Here is an 18,678-nt window from a genome sequence, read left to right as displayed (position 1 = left end):
AGTTCTATAGCGAACTACCTGATATTAATATGAATATAATGGAAACAAAAATTAAAACAACAACAATGCTTTTGATGGTTTTTTTGGCCTTGAAAGTACAGGCGCAGGACCAACTTACCCTAGCGGATGCCATAGGGATAACCCTGCAAGAGAACCACGATATCCAGATTGCACAATTGGACACCGTTGTTTCTTCCAATAATGCCACAGCGGGCAATGCGGGGTTGTTACCAAGCATTTATGCTGTCGGGGGATACAACTATAGCGAGAACAATACGGAAATTGAATTTGCGGCCTTTGACGGTAGTGGTGATACGCAGTCCATTAGGGCAGATTTTGCAGAAACCGAGGAAATTAGTGCTTCCGTTAATGTGGAATATACGCTGTTTGATGGTCTTGGCGGGCACCACAGGCTCAAACTGCTCAAAAATTCAAATAAAGCTACAGCCTTACAGACCCGCTATCGTATAGAAAATACCGTATTGAATACAACCTTTTTCTACCTAAACGTGGCCACCCAACAAGCCAATCTCGTCATAGCACAAGAGCAGCTTGATATCAGCAACGAAAGATTGCAACGAGCGGAAAGTCAATTCAATTTTGGTGCCGGTAATCGTACAACCGTGCTCAATGCCGAAGTAGCCGTGAAAAATGATAGTGCGGCATTGCGCCAGAATCAACTACGTTACAAAACAGCACAAGCAGAACTGAACGCCTTTATGGGGCGCTCCCCAAAAATTGGATTTAGCGTTGATGAAGAAGTCGATTTTTATCCCTTTATAGATAAAGAGCAATTAGAAGCAAAGGTTCTAGAAAACAATGCCCGATTAAAACTATCCCAACAGGGTCTTGAGATTTCGGAAAGCGAACTATCGATAGCTAAGGCAGAGCGCTACCCAAAGGTATTGCTACACGGTGGATATAGCTATTTTGACCAGACCAATGAGGCCAATCTATTATTATCCCAGCAGTTGGATGGCTGGAACGTGGGTGTCGGTGTTCGGCTTAATATTTTTGATGGTAGTCGTGTCAACCGAAAGATTCAAAATGCACAAATCAGGATTGACCAAGAAAAATTAAGGATTGACCAAACGGAACTACAGGTAGTCAAAGATTTTGAAAATACGTATACAGAATACGAGCAGGCCTTGAACGATTTGAATATTGAACGTTCAAACCTCAAGACTTTTGAACAGAACTTTGAGCGCAACCAAATAGACTTCAGAAACGGACAGATTACCAATACTCAACTGCGTGAGGCACAGCTGGATTTAACCTCGGCCAAGACCCGAATTGTCACGGCAACCTATACCGTAAAGCAAAAAGAAGCAGAATTGTTACAGCTTACCGGTGCTATGTTAAAGTTAGAATAAATGATATAACACCACGAGATGATTAATAGCAAACGTGGTAAATACTGGGTTAAATTCCCCGTACGAGAAAATCCGAAGGCACCGATAAGGGGAACCATACAAAGTAATTCTTTTGGTTGGTCAGTTTTTGAGTTGCTTGTTACCCGAAGTGCAGTCTTGGCTTTTCCTCGTGCCGAAAAGCCTGTTGACTGCTACAAACACAAATAGTTATTAAAAATGATAAAGAATAAGGACATATCGATTTGGATGGAATACATCATTATTCTACTCTTCTTTGTTGTGGGATACAACTTATTTGTATACTTCAAAACAGCTGGCTTGGTCACTATATTTTCAGACGAGGGTATCCGCCCTTTTGAAATTAGTGAAGCTTATATTAAAACTACGGCAGGAGGCCTGTTGTTCGGATTTAAAACGATTTGGATTGAAACGAGATTTCAACCCTTTGTAGCACTACGGCTAATGAAATGGCAGCGTCGTATTGTCTGGGTTTTTGGTGTCATCATACTTATTGTGACTACAGGTATTGAGATAAATATCTTGTACCTATGGGTATTGGCAGATTATCTCTTTAACAAAGCCATTTCAGAAGCATTCTTATTTGCCGGTTCTGGCGTGTTCGTCTCTTTTCTTGTCCATTGTTTCTTTTTAAGTATGGCTATGAGTTTTGTTAGGCAGTTGCGCATCTCTTTCGGCGAAACAGTATTTCTCAATTATCTATACGGAAAATATTCCAATCCATTGGTCGAAGAACGCTATTTCATGTTCCTGGATTTAAATAATAGTACCCGTATTGCTGAAAGCTTGGGACACGTTAGATACAGTAGGTTTTTAAACAAATGCTTTAACGATATTCTTGAAGCCCTACAACCTTTTAAATATGAAGTATATCAATTTGTGGGTGATGAAGTTGTACACACCTGGAAAACAAAAGAGGACGTATCGGGTAAGGCGGTAACAATGTTCCAAACGGTTCGTGAAAAGCTAATTGACCATAAGGAAGAGTATATCATGCATTTCGGCGTTGAGCCCTCTTTTAAAGCAGGTGTGAGCTGTGGTGAAGTTTCGGCGACCTTGGTAGGAAGAAAACAAAAATCAGTAGCCTACCATGGTGATGTACTCAATACAGCAGCCAGATTGTTGGGGCATTGCAAAAAGCTGAAAACCTCATTTTTATGTACCGATTTTTATCTCAAGTCCCTAAATGTCAAAATCGGCTTTCAACCCGAATTATTAACGGAACTAAAACTGCGTGGTAAGAACAATACCAGTCTTGTCTACAGTGCATCCATGTTTCACTTAAATAAAGCGATATGAAAACAATGGTATTGAGTCTTTTACTACTATCAGGTATAGCAGTAAAAGCACAACAAAAAGATACTTATCAATACGAAATAGAACTAGGTCACAACAACGATTTTCTCATTATCTATACAGGTACCGACCGTGGTTACACCTACGGCATCAATGGTAGCTTTAGATGGCGTAATAAGAAAGAGACTTTTATAACAAAGCTATTTAAGACCGAGTTAGTGTCTTACAGTGAGGTAAATTTGAATATTGAGGCGTATACACCGGATTATCTAAGTGACGGAAGTCCAGACCCGAACGAAGAACGCCCTTATGCCGGCTGGTCCTATGCCAATTTCACTACCGCCCTGGCCTTTGAAAAATCGTTTCTTCATCTGGGTCTTGATGTAGGCGTTCTGGGATCGTCTTCCCAAGCGGATGATATCCAAAACTGGTTCCATAGGGAAATTACAGGCGACGTAGAACTTCAAGGTTGGGAAAATCAGATACCGGATCAATTGGGAATCAATTTAAGAGCCAATTATGGTTTTGACCTCAAGCATACCAAACTGCTCGATATATATGGTACTATAAATAGTTCAATAGGAAATATTGACACCTATATAAAACCTGCCATTCATTTCCGTTTCGGAAAATTTGAGCCCATACAATACTCGGTAGGTCAGGACAATCAATTATTAGGGAAGCGAAAACAAGTTGAATATTATCTCGATACAGGCTTCGGGGCAAAATTCTCGCTATACGATGCCACAGTACAAGGTAATATTTTCGACAACCATTCCCTTTTTGAACAAGATGAAATCAATAACATCCTTTTCAACGGCTACTTTGGCTTCTGTGTCTTGAAAAATGGTACGAGCATCGAGTTCAAATACCATTTGACCACAGGGGAACTCAATAGCGGGGATACACACCGCTATGCCACATTAAGTTTTGCACAACGATTTTAAGTAAACTAAAAAAAATAAAAACATGTATTTAAAACTGAAACATATGAAAACTATAGAAGTAACAAAAAGTGATTACAATTATTCCAACTTTAAGGCAAAGTTCTATCAGTTCAAGGATTTTACGGGATTAAAGGAAGGGGATACATACCAGGATTTTGAATTTTTGAGTATACAGGGTCAAAAAAAGAGGTTATCCGATTTTTTAGATAAGCCTCTAGTCGTAGAAATGGGCAGTATTACCTGTCCTATGTATGCCGGACACGTTACCCCGATGCAAGAGCTGGCCCGTAAATATCCAGAGTTCAATTTCGTTGTTCTCTATGTACGTGAGGCCCATCCTGGTAATAATATTTCATGCCATAAAGATTTTGACGAAAAAGTTTCTGCAGCAAAAGAAGCTGCCCGCTTTTATGATGACAAAAGAACCATACTAGTCGATGACATTGACGGGGAAGCACATGAGATATATGGGAAACTTCCAAATAGTGTTTATGTCATCGATACCGATGGCGCTATCCTGTTCGTAAAACCATGGAACAATACAGATTACCTGGGCGATATCCTAACCAATCTTCTTCATAAAAAACCGACGGAAGATTTGAAATTTAGACCGGCAAAACCTGGTCTTGGACAATCGTTTACAACGCTTCTTAAAGGCGGTTGGGTGTCGCTCTATGATTTTGTAGTGCAATTGCCAGAACTGCTTTGGAAGCATTGGAAAGCCGGAAACCTGTATTAATCTTTAAAAATGAATATGATGAAAACGCTCGTTCCTTACCTAATAATCTTATTACTTTCCTATGCTACCGGAATTTTTTATGTGCTGTCGATGATAGAAAAACCCATTTGGAAGGATATGTTATCTTCAAAGAAAATCTTCCCCAACGAATCGCTGATGCGAAGTATCCATGGTCAGTTAAAACGTTTGATAACCCTATTGCCGCCCATGATGGTAACTTCAATGTTAGGCTCAGCGACCCTTATTATCTATCAGTATTTTTTGCTAAAAAGTACGATGTCACTCGTACTATTGGTCATATTCTTTTCCGGACTTGGATATCTCATATTTCATCTGAAAAACAGGATAGATGGTGTTGCCAAAATCGATTCGAACGCTGAATATAAAGTGCTAAACCGTGGCGTGATTCGGCTGGCACAATTGCATCACGTTGGTTTGCTTGTAGCAATAATTTCTTGGCTATTGCAACTTATAGTTGTTTTTCTTCAATAAGCTGTGAAATGCCTTCATAACAATAATTCATCATCAAAGAATAGAATAAATAACTGGACAATGACAAATTCCCGCAATAAGATACTTCAGGCCTGTATGGAACAATTTATAAAACCGGCCGGGCAGTCCTACACGGTTGACGCTCTTGCGTCGGACCTAGGTTGTAGTAAGAAAACGATTTATAAATATTTCAAGTCCAAAAACGAACTCTTGGATGCCGTTTTCTCAAACTATAAAGATATTGTACTACGCCGTTTTCAGAGTATCAATAATGGCTCGGATGGCGAAGTCGATATTTTAATGAAGTATATCTATGCCGTCGACAGATCCGTTTGGGAAATTAGAATGTCAAGGTGGTATATTCAGTCAAAGGATTCAAGCTCTATACAAGAACAGTATTTTGATTTGCGCCTTTCCGTTTTTGAAAACTATATGCTCAAAGCCTTGATTCCTTTTGAACAGAATCTCTTACATAGAGGAAAGACGAGTATCCATATTGCTGATTACATCATAGGCTCGTTGGAAAGTCACTACCTTAACACGCCTGCTGGTCAACTTAAAAATACGCAATCCAAAACCTTTGTCGATACCTTACTTTTTCTAGTGCACGGTTGCCTAATACACCTTGAAGATGATTAGATTTTTCTTACATATCACAGCTTTCTTTATGCTGAAGAACTTTGGTGGGTTGACTTTGATGCTATTATGTTTTATTGGGATAGGTACCGTGGTATTTCATTTTGCTGAAGGCTGGGATTGGGTGGATTCCTACTATTTTTCGGTGATGACCCTGAGTACGGTAGGGTATGGCGACCTACACCCCACGACACCGTTTACCAAAATTTTCACCACGTTCTATATTCTTGGTGGTTTGGGTATCATACTAAACTTTGTAACGGTCTTTTATGAGCACAGGCAGGCAGCCTTAAATATACTATCTAAAAAGGCAGATGAAACTAAACATCGATAAAGAAATATTAAATAAACATTAATCTTAAAAACAAAAGTAATGAACAAATCACTTGACGTAATGAATGACAAAAAAAGTAAATGGCGCTTTATCTGGGTTATCCCAATATTGTTATTAATAATAACCGCGGTTCCGAAGGTCATTGGTATGAGCTTTATGGTCAATAATATGGAAGCTGCCGGTATGGCGCATATGACCTTTCTCGTTGGGATTATAGAATTACTATGTGTGCTGGTTTTCTTAATCCCAAAGACAAGAAACATCGGTTTTCTTCTCGTTGTGGCCTATACGGGCGGCATTATTGCCGCAGAATGGGTAGCGCATAAACCAGTAATTCCAGGGATAGTAGTTATGGTCTTATTATGGATTGGGATGCGATTTGAAAATCCGACTTTCTTTAAAATGAATACATAAAGCAATAATCCAATATCAAATTCAAAATTTACAATGATAATTAAGACAATAATAACCGCAAGTATGCTGCTTTTAAATTTCGCTTTCGCTAAAGCGCAAACTGGAAGCATCACAGTAAGCGCAACTGAAATAGAAGAAGTCAAGGGCAACATCTATTTTCTGATTTACAAAACTGATGAAGGATTCCCCAAGGAAAAGGATAAAGCTTTTAAGGTCGGAAAAGTAAGTGATTACAAAACCAAGGCATCCTACACCTTTACAGATATTCCCTATGGGACTTATGCAATTACCTTTTTTAAGGATGAAAATGGCAATGGGAAGTTAGACGATAATTTTATCGGATTTCCTAAAGAACCCGTAGGTGCATCCAATATGACCAGTATGGGCAAACCATCCTTTAAAAAGTGCAAGTTTAAACTCAAGGAAAACACTAAAGAGATGACGCTAAAATTTGTATTGTGATGGAAAAGCTAAGAGTATCAAAAGTAATGAAACAGCCAACGTGTTTATCCTCAAGAAAAGTCATAAAAGAACACTAAAATGAATCAAGAAAATGAAACTATATAGAATAATTCGACGACCCCCATTTTTCTTACGCTCTTCCTTTTGGATGCCAAAAGGGGAAAAACCCGTTAAGGCCAGTTCAAATGCTCGTCTTCCAGTTATCATTCCCACACTTTTGATACAGTATGGCAGCCTAGCAAGTAAACTTAACAGTTTTAGAGTCGTCGGAAAATCCCTTTGGATATCGCTACGTGAAATGTACCGAAGCGCATCCCAACTCAATAAAAATCCTAAAACTGGCAAGAAAATAATCTCACAAAACCAATTAAAGCAAATTGAAGAGTATGCAAAAGAATTGGGAATATCCAAGATTGGGTACACAAAAGTGAATCCAGATTTTATTTATAAAGATTTTGAGATTCTTTACGAAAACGCAATGATACTCGCCATGGAAATGAATAGAACGGCCATAAAAACCAATCCCTCAAAAGAAGCTACCAAGGAAATATGGCGTACGTACTCAGAGTTAGGCCAGACGGTAAATATTTTAGCAAAATTTATTAGAGATATGGGCTATAATTGCCACCCTTCGCCAGCCATAGGTGGTGATATAATGACGGTTCCAGTGGCTCAGGATGCAGGTATTGGTGTGGTGGGAAAGAATGGTATTCTAATTGCGCCAGAATTTGGCCCTTCAATGCGTTTGGCAGCAATCTTTTTGGATATGGATAATCTTCCATTGAAAACCTTGGATGATAACGGGCATCTTTGGGTAAGGGACTTTTGCGAAACGTGCAACCATTGCGTAGAAAGATGCCCCGGAAAAGCCATTTACAAAGAGACCAAAATTTTAGAGGACGGCTATCCCCAGTTTATTGACCGTGAAAAATGTGCACCAGAATTTTCCAAAAATTGTAGCAAATGCATTTCTACATGTCCTTTTATTATGGGTAACTATCACAAAATTAAGGAAACGTTTTTCATGCGTCAAGATAGGGAGATGTCAAATCAATAACTACAACCGATTTAGTTTTGGAGATTACGAACATAACAAAGAGCTCTATGTTAACTATAAGAACGAAAATAGATAATGTTAAAAATAAAATTTAGATTAAAATGAAAAGTAAAGTAGCAATTTTATCAGTAGCCTTTATGGCGTTTACGAGTATCTCTCTTGCGCAAGTGCAAGATGTAGCGAAGGGAACACACAATTTTGGCATTGGCCTTAACGCAGGAGTGACAGTTGGGGATTTCGAGGATTCTTATTCCTCTAACATTGGTCTTGACCTGTTCTATTTATACGGTGTTTCCGAACGCTTCTTTGTAGGTGGTACAACTGGTTTAGCCAGTTATTTTGGTCAGGAAGTCAATATTGCAGGTCTTGGAGAGGTAGAACTTGATGATGCTCAGTTTATACCACTGGCAGGAAGTGTAAGATTCTCACCATTTACTAATTTCCTGGTAGGTGCCGATATTGGTTATGCCATTGGTGTTAATGATGGCGACGACGGTGGTTTTTATGCTTCGCCAAGGGCAACCTATATGTTCAAAGGCAAGTTTCCAATATTTGCAGGCTATAGACTAATTGATTTGGACGGGGAAAGTCTAGGCTCAATTCAATTTGGAATAGGGTATAAGTTTTAGTGTTTTTGTCGAGTTTATTAACCACCTCTATTGCTAACAAGAAAGTTTAAGGTGGTTTTAAATTCTATGAGATTAAATAAAGTCATAAAAAAAACATCATATGGAAATAGTAAATAAAGCTTTCGAATTTGAAAACAGAAAGATGAGCAATATGTCAACAAGTGATAGAGTTAAAGCGTCTAGAGAAGCAAAACAATTGATTTTGAGTATCAATGAGATTTACAAAAAAACAAAAGATGTTCAATTAATGGATATTATGAAACGTCTTACCTACAAAAAACGTAAAATCGAAAAAAGACTAAAAGGGAGCATTTCATAATTACATCAAGCTAGAAATTAATCACACTGTCCAAGGCCTCATCAGCATCTTTGTGAATGAAATTTGCTTGATAATTTATAGTCGTTTTGAGGTCGCTATGGCGATGAAGTTTTTGAAGCATTTTCATTGGGATTTTATCTTCAGATAGATTTCCAAAACTATGACGTGCAATGTGCATTGTCACCTTCTTCTTAACTTTTACTTTCCTTGCAACTTCAACTAAGTATTTATTGAATTTTTTTGTAGCCGTTTTGGTCTTGGCATAAAAATCTTTGGTATCTTTAAAGTTGGCTTTTTTCAACTCTGTAAAGACAAAATCTTTATCACTTCGTTTACTATTCTTGTAACAGTCTAGGATGGATAACGCTTTTTCACGAATTTTAAGAGAAAGCAATTTTGAATTTTTATTCATTTTGTAGTGCAATCTTTCGTCATAAAAATCGAACCATCTTATTTCAAGAACATTCGCAGCTTACTACCCGCGAAGTTAAAGCTGAATAAGCTAACATTGCGAGCGTGGGTTTCACTATCAGTTAGATTTTACGGTTTCGAACGCTATTATATTTTGCTTGTTGAGTCCTATTTTTTCAGTTTCTGGAAATTTAATTCTAATCTTGTCATAACCGAATGGATAAAGTTTTCTATCTACTAAACCCATTTTTATAGCCCTGTTATAGATAGTTCTAATCACTACAAGTTTTTTGAACACATCACTTCTTGTATAGAATATTATAATTTGATTTTGAATGGATTAAGTTCGTTTTATAATGTTTTGAAAAACATTTACTCAAAAATTAATACAAATCAAGTTGCTCGGGTCAAAAGGTGAGAAAACGATATTTTTTCCAGTGTTTTTTATCTGGGTTAAATATCAGATTTGTTAGAAAAGAAGAGCGAGATCAAGTTTTGGATATTTGTAATTGCTTGATTAACATATATCTGCTTATAAATAATTATGGTTAAAACATAATTTTATTATGTTTTAAACTTACGTTACTAATCTATTTTATACATATCTTTACGATGTTAAGAAAAACTTAACATTTTTTAACCTCTAATTTTTAAATAGCTTGTAGATAAAAATTACTTTACTGATGTTATTATTTCTTACTCCCTTTACCGTTATGATAACATATTCTCTTACTAATAGATCCAACAGCTATTTTTTGAATTAAGAAAATCGTCAAGATTGCATAATTAGTAATCATGTGCCCCATGTTTACATTAATGAATTAACTTAAATAAAACATTCTATCTGAAGAATTATTGATTTATGGCTAATCTTTACTTTTGTCCGATTTTAAAATTCAAAGTATCTTCTTTGATGATTACTTTTTCGGTGTTGATGAAGTATACATTTTTATTTGAAGTAATTTGATATGATAAGGAGATAAATTTGTTATTCAGAAAAGAAATAATACTAAGACCAAATAGAATAGTATTACATCTTTTATAAATAGAATGTATAAGAAGTGGACTAACTAGAATAGAAAAGTATTAATAACAAAAACTAAAATCAAAATGTATACTTAATAAAACGAAAAGTAAAAAACGGCCCTGCAATTGTACACTTTGGCGAGCTAACAAGAGTAAGGGTTTGAATAACAATTAATAAAAAAATTTATCACTATGCAGAAATCTTCAAAACTTGTGCATTCAAAAAGTTATGTGCTGTTTGAACGAATCAACTTCACATGTAAAAGGACACTGTTGCAGTCTTACAAAGATGTCCTAAAAATTTCTTATAAGCAATATGCTGATTTAGTTTCATCTATATGTGGTTTTCCATAAAATTACTAGCAAATAAAATTAGATCTTAGTCTAGAGGGTTTGTAATTCATTTAATTTATGTAAATGGATCATCTTACTTTTTAAACAGTAGAATTAAATATGTAATGTATTATAATGCTTGAGAAAAGTTTTATAAGGAAATTACTTGAAAGTTCTTTATTATATAAATCTGCACTTAATCGGTGCAAATGTGTATTTAAACGATAAAATAATTCTCTTTATCGATACAAAAAAGAAAATACATTAACCAATTGTTAAGTTTATAAAATCATTCTAAATGCCATTTTAAGATCATTTATTCTGTAAAATTGGTGTTATCAAAATAAAAAACCTATGAAAAAAATTACTCCTATAATTTTATGCATCGTTTTGATATTAAGTTTTCAGGAGATGTTTTCCCAGGCAACTTTTACAAGTAATCCAACTGATGTTGATATACTAAACGAGCTTGCAGGTCCAGGCCTCACACTATCCAATCCAACATTAGAGTATGGTTCAAAATCGATTCAATTTGCTACATTTTCAAATGGTAATGCTGGAGCAAATTTTACAGTAGATACCGGGTTAATGATGACAACAGGTAGTACTACGCAAGCTTTTGGTAGTAATGGAACAGCAGCCTTTCCTAGTAATTCTGGGCTGCAAGCTAGTACTACAGCTGGACTTGCAACATATTCAGATCCAGATATTACGGCAATCGATGCAGGAGCGGTGCACGATGTTGCCGTATTTTCTTTTGATGTAACTTTAGACCCAGGGTTAACGGCCATACAAATTGTATATCAATTTGGATCAGATGAATATCCAGACTATGTTGGGACTACATTTAATGATGCCTTTGGTTTTTTTGTTTCCGGTCCAGGGATAACGGGGAGTCAAAATATTGCCAAAGTACCAGGGACTGACAACCCCGTTGCAGTAAATACGGTTAATGGGGGATACCTGGGATGTCAACAAGCTAGTTTTCCTAGTTCTGGTACTGTAGATATTTCTAAATCTTCCCAGTTTATTGTAAATGGGCATGATGTGGAAACACCCCCGGGACCACCTGGTTCTTGCAATACGAATTCTGGAGCATTTACTGTTTTTACAGAGTATAACGGAATCACCAAACAGTTTACAGGAACTATTAATGAACTAACTCCTGGCGTAACTTATCGATTTAAAATAGCCATTGCCGATACCGGAGATGCATCTTTAGACTCTGCAGTATTTATTAATCAAATTATAGGTACAACAGATATAGATGGTGATGGAACTTCAGATATGGCAGATCTTGATGACGATAATGATGGTATTTTGGATATAGATGAAAATATTTTCGGAATAGATCCTTCTGGAGATGCAGATGCAGATCTGATCCCTAATTATAAAGATTTTGATAACAATGGAACAGCAACATCACCAGTATGCACTGATGGTAATGCAGATGGTATTTGTGATACTTTAGATCCTGCTTTCGATTTTGACGGCGACAATGTTTCGGATCATTTGGATTTAGATAGTGATAATGATGGTATCTATGATGTAGACGAGGCGGGAGGAACAGATGTCGATAATAATGGTATAGCCGACGGTACGCCAGGGACGTCACCAACGACCAATGGTATACCTGCTTCTGCAGGATCTGGGCTTGCCTTAATAGAAACAACATCAGGTACTTCTGACCATCTTAACACCGATAGTGATAGTGATGGATGTACTGATGCTAATGAAGCATATAGTGATCCTGATGCTGATGGAGGAGATGGAGGACAATTTGGAACTACAGACCCTGCCACGGTAGATGGTGAAGGTCTTGTAACCGAACCTGGAATTGATTATACATTGGGAACTAACACGGCAGTAACCGATTCCTCTATAGTGAGCATATGTATCGATGCTACGGATGATACCAATTCTATACAGATTATAGACGTAAATGGAGGTGAAGCTGTTTCGAATATATTAGGTAATGATACACTAGGAACTGCAACAGCAACGACAGCAACTGTAGATATAACTGTAGTTACTCCCGCATCAAATCCTGGAGTAAGCTTAAATACTCTTACAGGAACCGTAAATGTAACAGGAGGAACTCCAACCGGATTTTACACTATTGTTTATCAAATTTGTGAAGCAAGCCTTACTGCTCCTTGTGCTACTGCAACGATTACGATTTTTGTGGACGTAGATACTGATAATGACGGTATTGGTAACGCTACCGATTTGGATGATGATAATGATGGTATTTTGGATACTGCTGAGAATTCTTTGGGCGTAGATCCTTCTGGAGATGCCGACATGGATGAAATTCTTAACTATCTTGATGCTACCGATAATGGAAGTGGAACTGCTCCCGTTTGTACAGATGGGAATGCTGATGGAATATGTGACACTTTAGATACTGTTTTCGATTCTGATGGCGATGAAGTCCCAAATCATTTTGATTTGGACGGCGACAATGATGGTATTTATGATGTTGTAGAAGCTGGAGGAACACCTAGCGGTGCGAATCCTGGCCAGGCAGATGGTGCCGTTGGTACTACTCCAACAACAAACGGAATCCCGGCAACTGCCGGAACTGGATTGATGCCGATTGATACTTTATCAGACGGATCATTCGATTTTCAAAATTTAGATAGTGATGGTGATGGATGCAGTGATGCTAATGAAGCCTATGCAAGTGCTACTGCAGATGGGGGAGATACAGGTATTTACGGAGATGATGCTGCCTTGACTGTAGACCTTAATACTGGACTTGTTACTACACCCAGTTCTGGTGTTGATTACACTATTATACCTGCAAATGCAGATGGAATAGCACCTACTAATGATATACAAGCCGATTTCCAACAAGCTGGTACGCAGCCGGCAATATTAACACAACCTTCAAACGTATTAACCAACGGAGTTAGTGCCGAGACATTCGAAGTAGAACCAAACGTGAATTACTATTCCTATCAGTGGCAGGTTAATGATGGAGGAGGTTTTGTGAATATCGACCCTGCTGATATGACTGATATTTATACCGATAGTGATACATCAATTTTGACGCTTACAGGTGTAACTGCAGCTGAAGATGGATACCAATATCAAGTAATTATAACAGATAATACTTTTATTTGTACCACTACAACATCAAATTCTGCTTCACTAACTTTTGACGATATCGCTACGATTGCCATCACCACTCCGATTGAGATCGATGATATTGTTAATGGTACCGAAGTAACTGATGTTACAATTAGCGGAACGACTACCGGTGTTGAAGCGGGCCAAACGGTCACGGTTACCTTTTCAGATGGGGTAAATCCAGATGTGACGACTACAGCCAACGTAAATCCAGATGGAAGTTGGACGGCCACCGATGCTGATATTAGTAGTTTGAATGATGGTGGGATTACTGTAGATGCCGATGTAAGTGATTTAGCAGGAAATGCTGTAAACGATCAAGCACCGATTACCCTAGATACTGCACCTGGCACGATTACCATCACCACTCCTATCGAAGTCGACGATATCGTTAATGGTACTGAAGTAACTGATGTAACGATTAGCGGAACGACTATCGATGTTGAAACGGGTCAAACTGTCACGGTTACCTTTTCAGATGGGGTAAATCCAGATGTTACTGTGACTGCTATGGTTGGAGCAGGAGGAGCATGGACGGCCACCGATGCTGATATTAGTAGTTTAGATGAAGGTCCTATAACCGTAGATGCCGATGTAAGTGATTTAGCAGGAAATACTGCAAACGATCAGGCACCGATTACCCTAGATACTGCAGCGACGATTACCATCACCACTCCTATCGAAGTCGACGATATCGTTAATGGTACTGAAGTAGCTGATGTAACGATTAGCGGAACGACTACCGATGTTGAAACGGGTCAAACGGTAACGGTGACTTTTTCAGATGGGGTAAATCCAGATGTGACGACTACAGCCAACGTAAATCCAGATGGAAGTTGGACGGCCACCGATGCTGATATTAGTAGTTTGAATGATGGTGGGATTACTGTAGATGCCGATGTAAGTGACTTAGCAGGAAATGCTGCAAACGATCAGGCACCGATTACCCTAGATACTGCAGCGACGATTGCCATCACCACTCCGATTGAGATCGATGATATTGTTAATGGTACCGAAGTAACTGATGTAACGATTAGCGGTACGACTACCGGTGTTGAAGCGGGCCAAACGGTCACGGTTACCTTTTCAGATGGGGTAAATCCAGATGTTACTGTGACTGCTATGGTTGGAGCAGGAGGAGCATGGACAGCCACCGATGCTGATATTAGTAGTTTAGATGAAGGTCCTATAACCGTAGATGCCGATGTAAGTGACTTAGCAGGAAATACTGCAAACGATCAAGCACCGATTACCCTAGATACTACAGCGACGATTGCTATTACCACTCCGATTGAGATCGATGATATTGTTAATGGTACCGAAGTAACTGATGTAACGATTAGCGGTACGACTACCGGTGTTGAAGCGGGCCAAACGGTCACGGTTACCTTTTCAGATGGGGTAAATCCAGATGTTACTGTGACTGCTATGGTTGGAGCAGGAGGAGCATGGACAGCCACCGATGCTGATATTAGTAGTTTAGATGAAGGTCCTATAACCGTAGATGCCGATGTAAGTGACTTAGCAGGAAATACTGCAAACGATCAAGCACCGATTACCCTAGATACTACAGCGACGATTGCTATTACCACTCCGATTGAGATCGATGATATTGTTAATGGTACCGAAGTAACTGATGTAACGATTAGCGGAACGACTACCGGTGTTGAAGCGGGCCAAACGGTCACGGTTACCTTTTCAGATGGAGCAAATCCAGATGTGACGACTACAGCCAACGTAAATCCAGATGGAAGTTGGACGGCCACCGATGCTGATATTAGTAGTTTGAATGATGGTGGGATTACTGTAGATGCTGATGTCAGTGACTTAGCAGGAAATGCTGCAAACGATCAGGCACCGATTACCCTAGATACTGCAGCGACGATTACCATCACCACTCCGATTGAGATCGATGATATTGTTAATGGTACTGAAGTAACTGATGTAACGATTAGCGGAACGACTACCGATGTTGAAACGGGTCAAACGGTCACGGTTACCTTTTCAGATGGGGTAAATCCAGATGTGACGACTACAGCCAACGTAAATCCAGATGGTAGTTGGACGGCCACCGATGCTGATATTAGTAGTTTGAATGATGGTGGGATTACTGTAGATGCCGATGTCAGTGACTTAGCAGGAAATACTGCAAACGATCAAGCACCGATTACCCTAGATACTGCGGCGACCGTTGCTATTAATACACCTGTTGAAATAGATGATATCGTAAATATTAGCGAAGCAGGAGATGTAACGATTAGCGGTACGACTACCGATGTCGAGGCGGGTCAAACGGTAACGGTAACGTTTTCAGATGGTGTGAGTCCAGATGTGGTAACCACCGCTACAGTTCAGCCTGATGGCAGCTGGACTGCTACCGATGCTGATATAGGTGATCTAATAAACGGATTAATCACCATAGATGCAGGTGTAACTGACGTAGCAGGTAATTCCGTGAATGATCAAGTAGTGATTACACTTGATGACACTATTTTAATCACTATTACCACTCCGATTGAGATCGATGATGTTGTCAATGCTGCCGAAGTATCAGATGTAACCCTTAGGGGTACAACGAATGATGTTGAGCCAGGTCAGATTGTGACTGTAACGTTTTCAGACGGTACTAATCCCGATGTAGTTACTACTGCTACCGTAAATCCTGATGGTAGTTGGACAGCTGCCGATGCTAATATCAGCAATTTGGATGCCGGAACAATTACCATCGATGCTAATGTAAGTGATAGTGTAGGAAATACAGCCACCGATCAGGTTACTGTCATTTTAGACGTACTATCTGGAGTTGTGATTGACACTCCGATTGAAGTCGATAATATTGTTAATGCAAGTGAAGCCAATGATGTTGTTGTATCTGGAGCGACTACTGATGTTGAAGCAGGTCAAACGGTAACTGTTACCTTTTCTGATGGAGTAAACCCAAATGTCACTGCTATCACTACGGTTCAGGCCGATGGTAGTTGGACCATTATCGATACAAACATAAGTGGATTGAATTCGGGTACTGTAATTATAGATATAAATACTAGTGATATCGCAGGAAATAATATAAATATTCAGCAGAATATCATTTTGGATCAAAATATTCCAATAGTAGATACTGTACTTTCGAATGACCTCACACCAATTTTATCTGGTGTGGCAGAGCCCAACGAAACTATTTTGGTGGGTGTAGATTCCAATGGTGATAGTATTTTGGAAGTGATTTATACAGTAGTGGCAGATGCTGCCGGAAACTGGAGTGTTGATCCTGATATAACCACTCCTGATAGTGGAAGTTTTCCCGTACTTATAGATCAACAAGTAATCGATATTACAGCAACAGATATTGCTGGGAATATGGGTATTGGAATGATACAAATTGATCTTACTGATACCGATGCTGATGGATTTAATGATTTGGAGGAAGAAGCCAATGATACTGATCCTTTAGATCCTTGTGACCCAGATCCTTTTGCGCTTAGATCAGCGGATTGTGATAATGATGGAATAGCCAACGAATTTGAAATAGGAGATGATGTTGATAATCCACAAGATACTGACGCAGATGGTATTCCAGATTTTTTAGATGATGATGATGATGGCGATGATATTCTAACTTCAGAAGAAAATCCGGATCCCGATGGAGATGGAAATCCTTTAGATGCTTTTGATGCTGATGGAGATGGAACTCCAGATTATTTAGAACAAAATAATATAAATCCTCAGTCTGAAGATGGAGTCGAAATATTCAATATTGTTACTCCTAACGGAGATGGAGATCATGATGTCTTAACTATTGCTAATATTGAAAAATTCCCTGATAATGAAATAAAGATTTTTAATCGATGGGGAGTAGTGGTCTATGAGGCAAAAGGGTATGGACAAAACGGAGAATTCTTTAGAGGTGAGTCAAATGGCAGAGCTACCCTTAACGCAGAGGATCAACTGCCTGTAGGAACATATTTCTACATCTTGACGTATAGAACTGAAGATGGTTCTGGCAAGAAGATATCTGATTACTTATATATAAATAGATAACATTCAATCAGGGAGTAGAAACTCTGCTTCCTGATTAAACAAAATAACCCTTTAAATCATGAGAAAAACTTACATATTAACTATTGGTTGCTTCCTGCTGTTGCTGGCCGATATTTTTGCACAACAAGACGCACAGTATACTCAATATATGTACAATACCATAAGTGTTAACCCAGCATATGCAGGATCTAGAGAAGCGATTAGTATTGTTGGCTTATACAGAAACCAATGGGTGGGAATTGGTGGAGCTCCTGCTACACAAACAATAAGTGTGCATTCTCCTATAGGAGCATCTAACAAGGTAGGATTAGGACTTTCTATTATCAATGATAAAATAGGCCCAACACAAGAAACATATTTTGATATTGATTTTTCATACACTATAAAGACTTCCGATCAAGGGCAGTTGGCATTTGGGGTAAAAGGAGGAGGACATTTATTAGACGTAAATCTTGATGAGCTTAATCAATATACTAATTCTGATATTCTTTTAGACACCAACATTGACAACAAGTTTTCTCCAAATGTAGGTGTAGGAGTTTATTATCATACCGAAAAATTATATCTCGGAATCTCTGCGCCAAATTTATTGGAGACCGAACATTTTGATGAATCGTCTAGTGATAATAGAGCATCCTCATTTTTTGCAGAAGAACGAATTAACTATTATTTCATTACTGGATATGTTTTCGATCTCAGTGAATCTCTAAAATTTAAACCGGCCTTTCTGGTAAAGGCAGTAGATGGTTCACCGTTACAAGTAGATCTATCTGCTAATTTTTTACTAAATGATAAGTTTACTATGGGGGTCGCTTATCGATGGGACGCTGCTTTAAGTGGGCTAGTTGGATTTCAAATTTCTGACGCAATTTCTATGGGATTTGCTTATGATTGGGAAACCACAGAACTTGGTAATACAGAATTCAATGCTGGATCCTATGAGTTTTTCCTACGATTTGAAATTTTTAAAAACAACAGAATTGTTTATCCTAGATTCTTTTAACCCTTATAATACCTAA

General features: G+C 38.3%; 16 protein-coding genes. 15 read left to right on the top strand and 1 reads right to left on the bottom strand.

Going from position 1 to position 18,678, the window contains the following annotated elements:
• The first annotated feature begins 38 nt into the window (after nucleotides 1-38).
• The 13 genes from ACFSJT_RS04235 to ACFSJT_RS04175 all read left to right on the top strand — a co-directional run bounded on the left by ACFSJT_RS04235 (nucleotide 39) and on the right by ACFSJT_RS04175 (nucleotide 8,716).
• Nucleotides 39-1,373: a TolC family protein gene (locus ACFSJT_RS04235; protein WP_378318975.1), complete on the top strand. Its 1,335-nt coding sequence runs from the start codon at nucleotides 39-41 to the stop codon at nucleotides 1,371-1,373.
• Nucleotides 1,374-1,391: 18 nt separating this feature from the next.
• Nucleotides 1,392-1,580 carry a hypothetical protein gene (locus ACFSJT_RS04230; RefSeq protein ID WP_378318974.1) on the top strand — a complete coding sequence of 63 codons (189 nt, stop codon included), beginning with the start codon at nucleotides 1,392-1,394 and terminating at the stop codon, nucleotides 1,578-1,580.
• 39 nt (nucleotides 1,581-1,619) lie between these two features.
• Nucleotides 1,620-2,690: an adenylate/guanylate cyclase domain-containing protein gene (locus ACFSJT_RS04225; RefSeq protein WP_378318973.1), complete on the top strand. Its 1,071-nt coding sequence runs from the start codon at nucleotides 1,620-1,622 to the stop codon at nucleotides 2,688-2,690.
• On the top strand, nucleotides 2,687-3,634 hold the full coding sequence (locus ACFSJT_RS04220) for a lipid A-modifier LpxR family protein (RefSeq protein ID WP_378318972.1): 948 nt from the start codon (nucleotides 2,687-2,689) through the stop codon (nucleotides 3,632-3,634). The genes ACFSJT_RS04225 and ACFSJT_RS04220 overlap by 4 nt, the downstream gene beginning before the upstream one ends.
• A 43-nt stretch (nucleotides 3,635-3,677) precedes the next feature.
• Entirely contained in the window at nucleotides 3,678-4,373 is a 696-nt protein-coding gene (locus ACFSJT_RS04215; protein ID WP_378318971.1) for a deiodinase-like protein, read from the top strand.
• A 276-nt stretch (nucleotides 4,374-4,649) separates the two neighbouring features.
• The gene (locus ACFSJT_RS04210; RefSeq protein ID WP_378318970.1) at nucleotides 4,650-4,865 is read left to right on the top strand and encodes a hypothetical protein; all 216 of its coding nucleotides are present in this window, start codon (nucleotides 4,650-4,652) and stop codon (nucleotides 4,863-4,865) included.
• A gap of 60 nt (nucleotides 4,866-4,925) precedes the next feature.
• Nucleotides 4,926-5,504: a TetR/AcrR family transcriptional regulator gene (locus ACFSJT_RS04205; protein WP_378318969.1), complete on the top strand. Its 579-nt coding sequence runs from the start codon at nucleotides 4,926-4,928 to the stop codon at nucleotides 5,502-5,504.
• On the top strand, nucleotides 5,497-5,835 hold the full coding sequence (locus tag ACFSJT_RS04200) for a potassium channel family protein (protein ID WP_378318968.1): 339 nt from the start codon (nucleotides 5,497-5,499) through the stop codon (nucleotides 5,833-5,835). Before ACFSJT_RS04205 ends, ACFSJT_RS04200 begins: the two co-directional genes overlap by 8 nt.
• A gap of 39 nt (nucleotides 5,836-5,874) precedes the next feature.
• Entirely contained in the window at nucleotides 5,875-6,249 is a 375-nt protein-coding gene (locus ACFSJT_RS04195) for a hypothetical protein (protein WP_378318967.1), read from the top strand.
• A gap of 63 nt (nucleotides 6,250-6,312) precedes the next feature.
• On the top strand, nucleotides 6,313-6,711 hold the full coding sequence (locus tag ACFSJT_RS04190; RefSeq protein WP_378318966.1) for a DUF2141 domain-containing protein: 399 nt from the start codon (nucleotides 6,313-6,315) through the stop codon (nucleotides 6,709-6,711).
• Nucleotides 6,712-6,802: 91 nt separating this feature from the next.
• Nucleotides 6,803-7,768 carry a hypothetical protein gene (locus ACFSJT_RS04185; RefSeq protein WP_378318965.1) on the top strand — a complete coding sequence of 322 codons (966 nt, stop codon included), beginning with the start codon at nucleotides 6,803-6,805 and terminating at the stop codon, nucleotides 7,766-7,768.
• A gap of 137 nt (nucleotides 7,769-7,905) precedes the next feature.
• On the top strand, nucleotides 7,906-8,397 hold the full coding sequence (locus tag ACFSJT_RS04180) for a hypothetical protein (RefSeq protein WP_378318964.1): 492 nt from the start codon (nucleotides 7,906-7,908) through the stop codon (nucleotides 8,395-8,397).
• Between the two features lie 100 nt (nucleotides 8,398-8,497).
• Nucleotides 8,498-8,716, top strand: a complete 219-nt coding sequence (locus ACFSJT_RS04175; RefSeq protein ID WP_378318963.1) for a hypothetical protein — start codon at nucleotides 8,498-8,500, stop codon at nucleotides 8,714-8,716.
• Nucleotides 8,717-8,726: 10 nt separating this feature from the next.
• Here ACFSJT_RS04175 and ACFSJT_RS04170 read toward each other — a convergent pair whose 3' ends face one another.
• Nucleotides 8,727-9,170: a tyrosine-type recombinase/integrase gene (locus tag ACFSJT_RS04170; RefSeq protein ID WP_378319536.1), complete on the bottom strand. Its 444-nt coding sequence runs from the start codon at nucleotides 9,168-9,170 to the stop codon at nucleotides 8,727-8,729.
• Nucleotides 9,171-10,840: 1,670 nt separating this feature from the next.
• Here ACFSJT_RS04170 and ACFSJT_RS04165 point away from each other — a divergent pair.
• Together ACFSJT_RS04165 and ACFSJT_RS04160 are read left to right on the top strand one after the other, a co-directional pair.
• Nucleotides 10,841-17,659 carry a choice-of-anchor L domain-containing protein gene (locus ACFSJT_RS04165; RefSeq protein WP_378318962.1) on the top strand — a complete coding sequence of 2,273 codons (6,819 nt, stop codon included), beginning with the start codon at nucleotides 10,841-10,843 and terminating at the stop codon, nucleotides 17,657-17,659.
• A 58-nt stretch (nucleotides 17,660-17,717) separates the two neighbouring features.
• Nucleotides 17,718-18,662, top strand: coding sequence for a PorP/SprF family type IX secretion system membrane protein (locus ACFSJT_RS04160; protein ID WP_378318961.1), 945 nt, complete (start codon nucleotides 17,718-17,720; stop codon nucleotides 18,660-18,662).
• Nucleotides 18,663-18,678: the final 16 nt, after the last annotated feature.

The organism is Aquimarina celericrescens, from assembly GCF_042682765.1.
Lineage (GTDB): Bacteria > Bacteroidota > Bacteroidia > Flavobacteriales > Flavobacteriaceae > Aquimarina > Aquimarina celericrescens.
The sequence above is the reverse complement of the archived record's forward strand: the minus strand, read 5'-3'. Positions and strand labels throughout refer to the sequence as shown.

Coding starts and splice junctions, on each gene's coding strand:
- ACFSJT_RS04235 (WP_378318975.1), top strand. CDS start 39: ATGGAAACAAAAATTAAAACAACAACAATGCTTTTGATGGTTTTTTTG.
- ACFSJT_RS04230 (WP_378318974.1), top strand. CDS start 1,392: ATGATTAATAGCAAACGTGGTAAATACTGGGTTAAATTCCCCGTACGA.
- ACFSJT_RS04225 (WP_378318973.1), top strand. CDS start 1,620: ATGGAATACATCATTATTCTACTCTTCTTTGTTGTGGGATACAACTTA.
- ACFSJT_RS04220 (WP_378318972.1), top strand. CDS start 2,687: ATGAAAACAATGGTATTGAGTCTTTTACTACTATCAGGTATAGCAGTA.
- ACFSJT_RS04215 (WP_378318971.1), top strand. CDS start 3,678: ATGAAAACTATAGAAGTAACAAAAAGTGATTACAATTATTCCAACTTT.
- ACFSJT_RS04210 (WP_378318970.1), top strand. CDS start 4,650: ATGTCACTCGTACTATTGGTCATATTCTTTTCCGGACTTGGATATCTC.
- ACFSJT_RS04205 (WP_378318969.1), top strand. CDS start 4,926: ATGACAAATTCCCGCAATAAGATACTTCAGGCCTGTATGGAACAATTT.
- ACFSJT_RS04200 (WP_378318968.1), top strand. CDS start 5,497: ATGATTAGATTTTTCTTACATATCACAGCTTTCTTTATGCTGAAGAAC.
- ACFSJT_RS04195 (WP_378318967.1), top strand. CDS start 5,875: ATGAACAAATCACTTGACGTAATGAATGACAAAAAAAGTAAATGGCGC.
- ACFSJT_RS04190 (WP_378318966.1), top strand. CDS start 6,313: ATGCTGCTTTTAAATTTCGCTTTCGCTAAAGCGCAAACTGGAAGCATC.
- ACFSJT_RS04185 (WP_378318965.1), top strand. CDS start 6,803: ATGAAACTATATAGAATAATTCGACGACCCCCATTTTTCTTACGCTCT.
- ACFSJT_RS04180 (WP_378318964.1), top strand. CDS start 7,906: ATGGCGTTTACGAGTATCTCTCTTGCGCAAGTGCAAGATGTAGCGAAG.
- ACFSJT_RS04175 (WP_378318963.1), top strand. CDS start 8,498: ATGGAAATAGTAAATAAAGCTTTCGAATTTGAAAACAGAAAGATGAGC.
- ACFSJT_RS04165 (WP_378318962.1), top strand. CDS start 10,841: ATGAAAAAAATTACTCCTATAATTTTATGCATCGTTTTGATATTAAGT.
- ACFSJT_RS04160 (WP_378318961.1), top strand. CDS start 17,718: ATGAGAAAAACTTACATATTAACTATTGGTTGCTTCCTGCTGTTGCTG.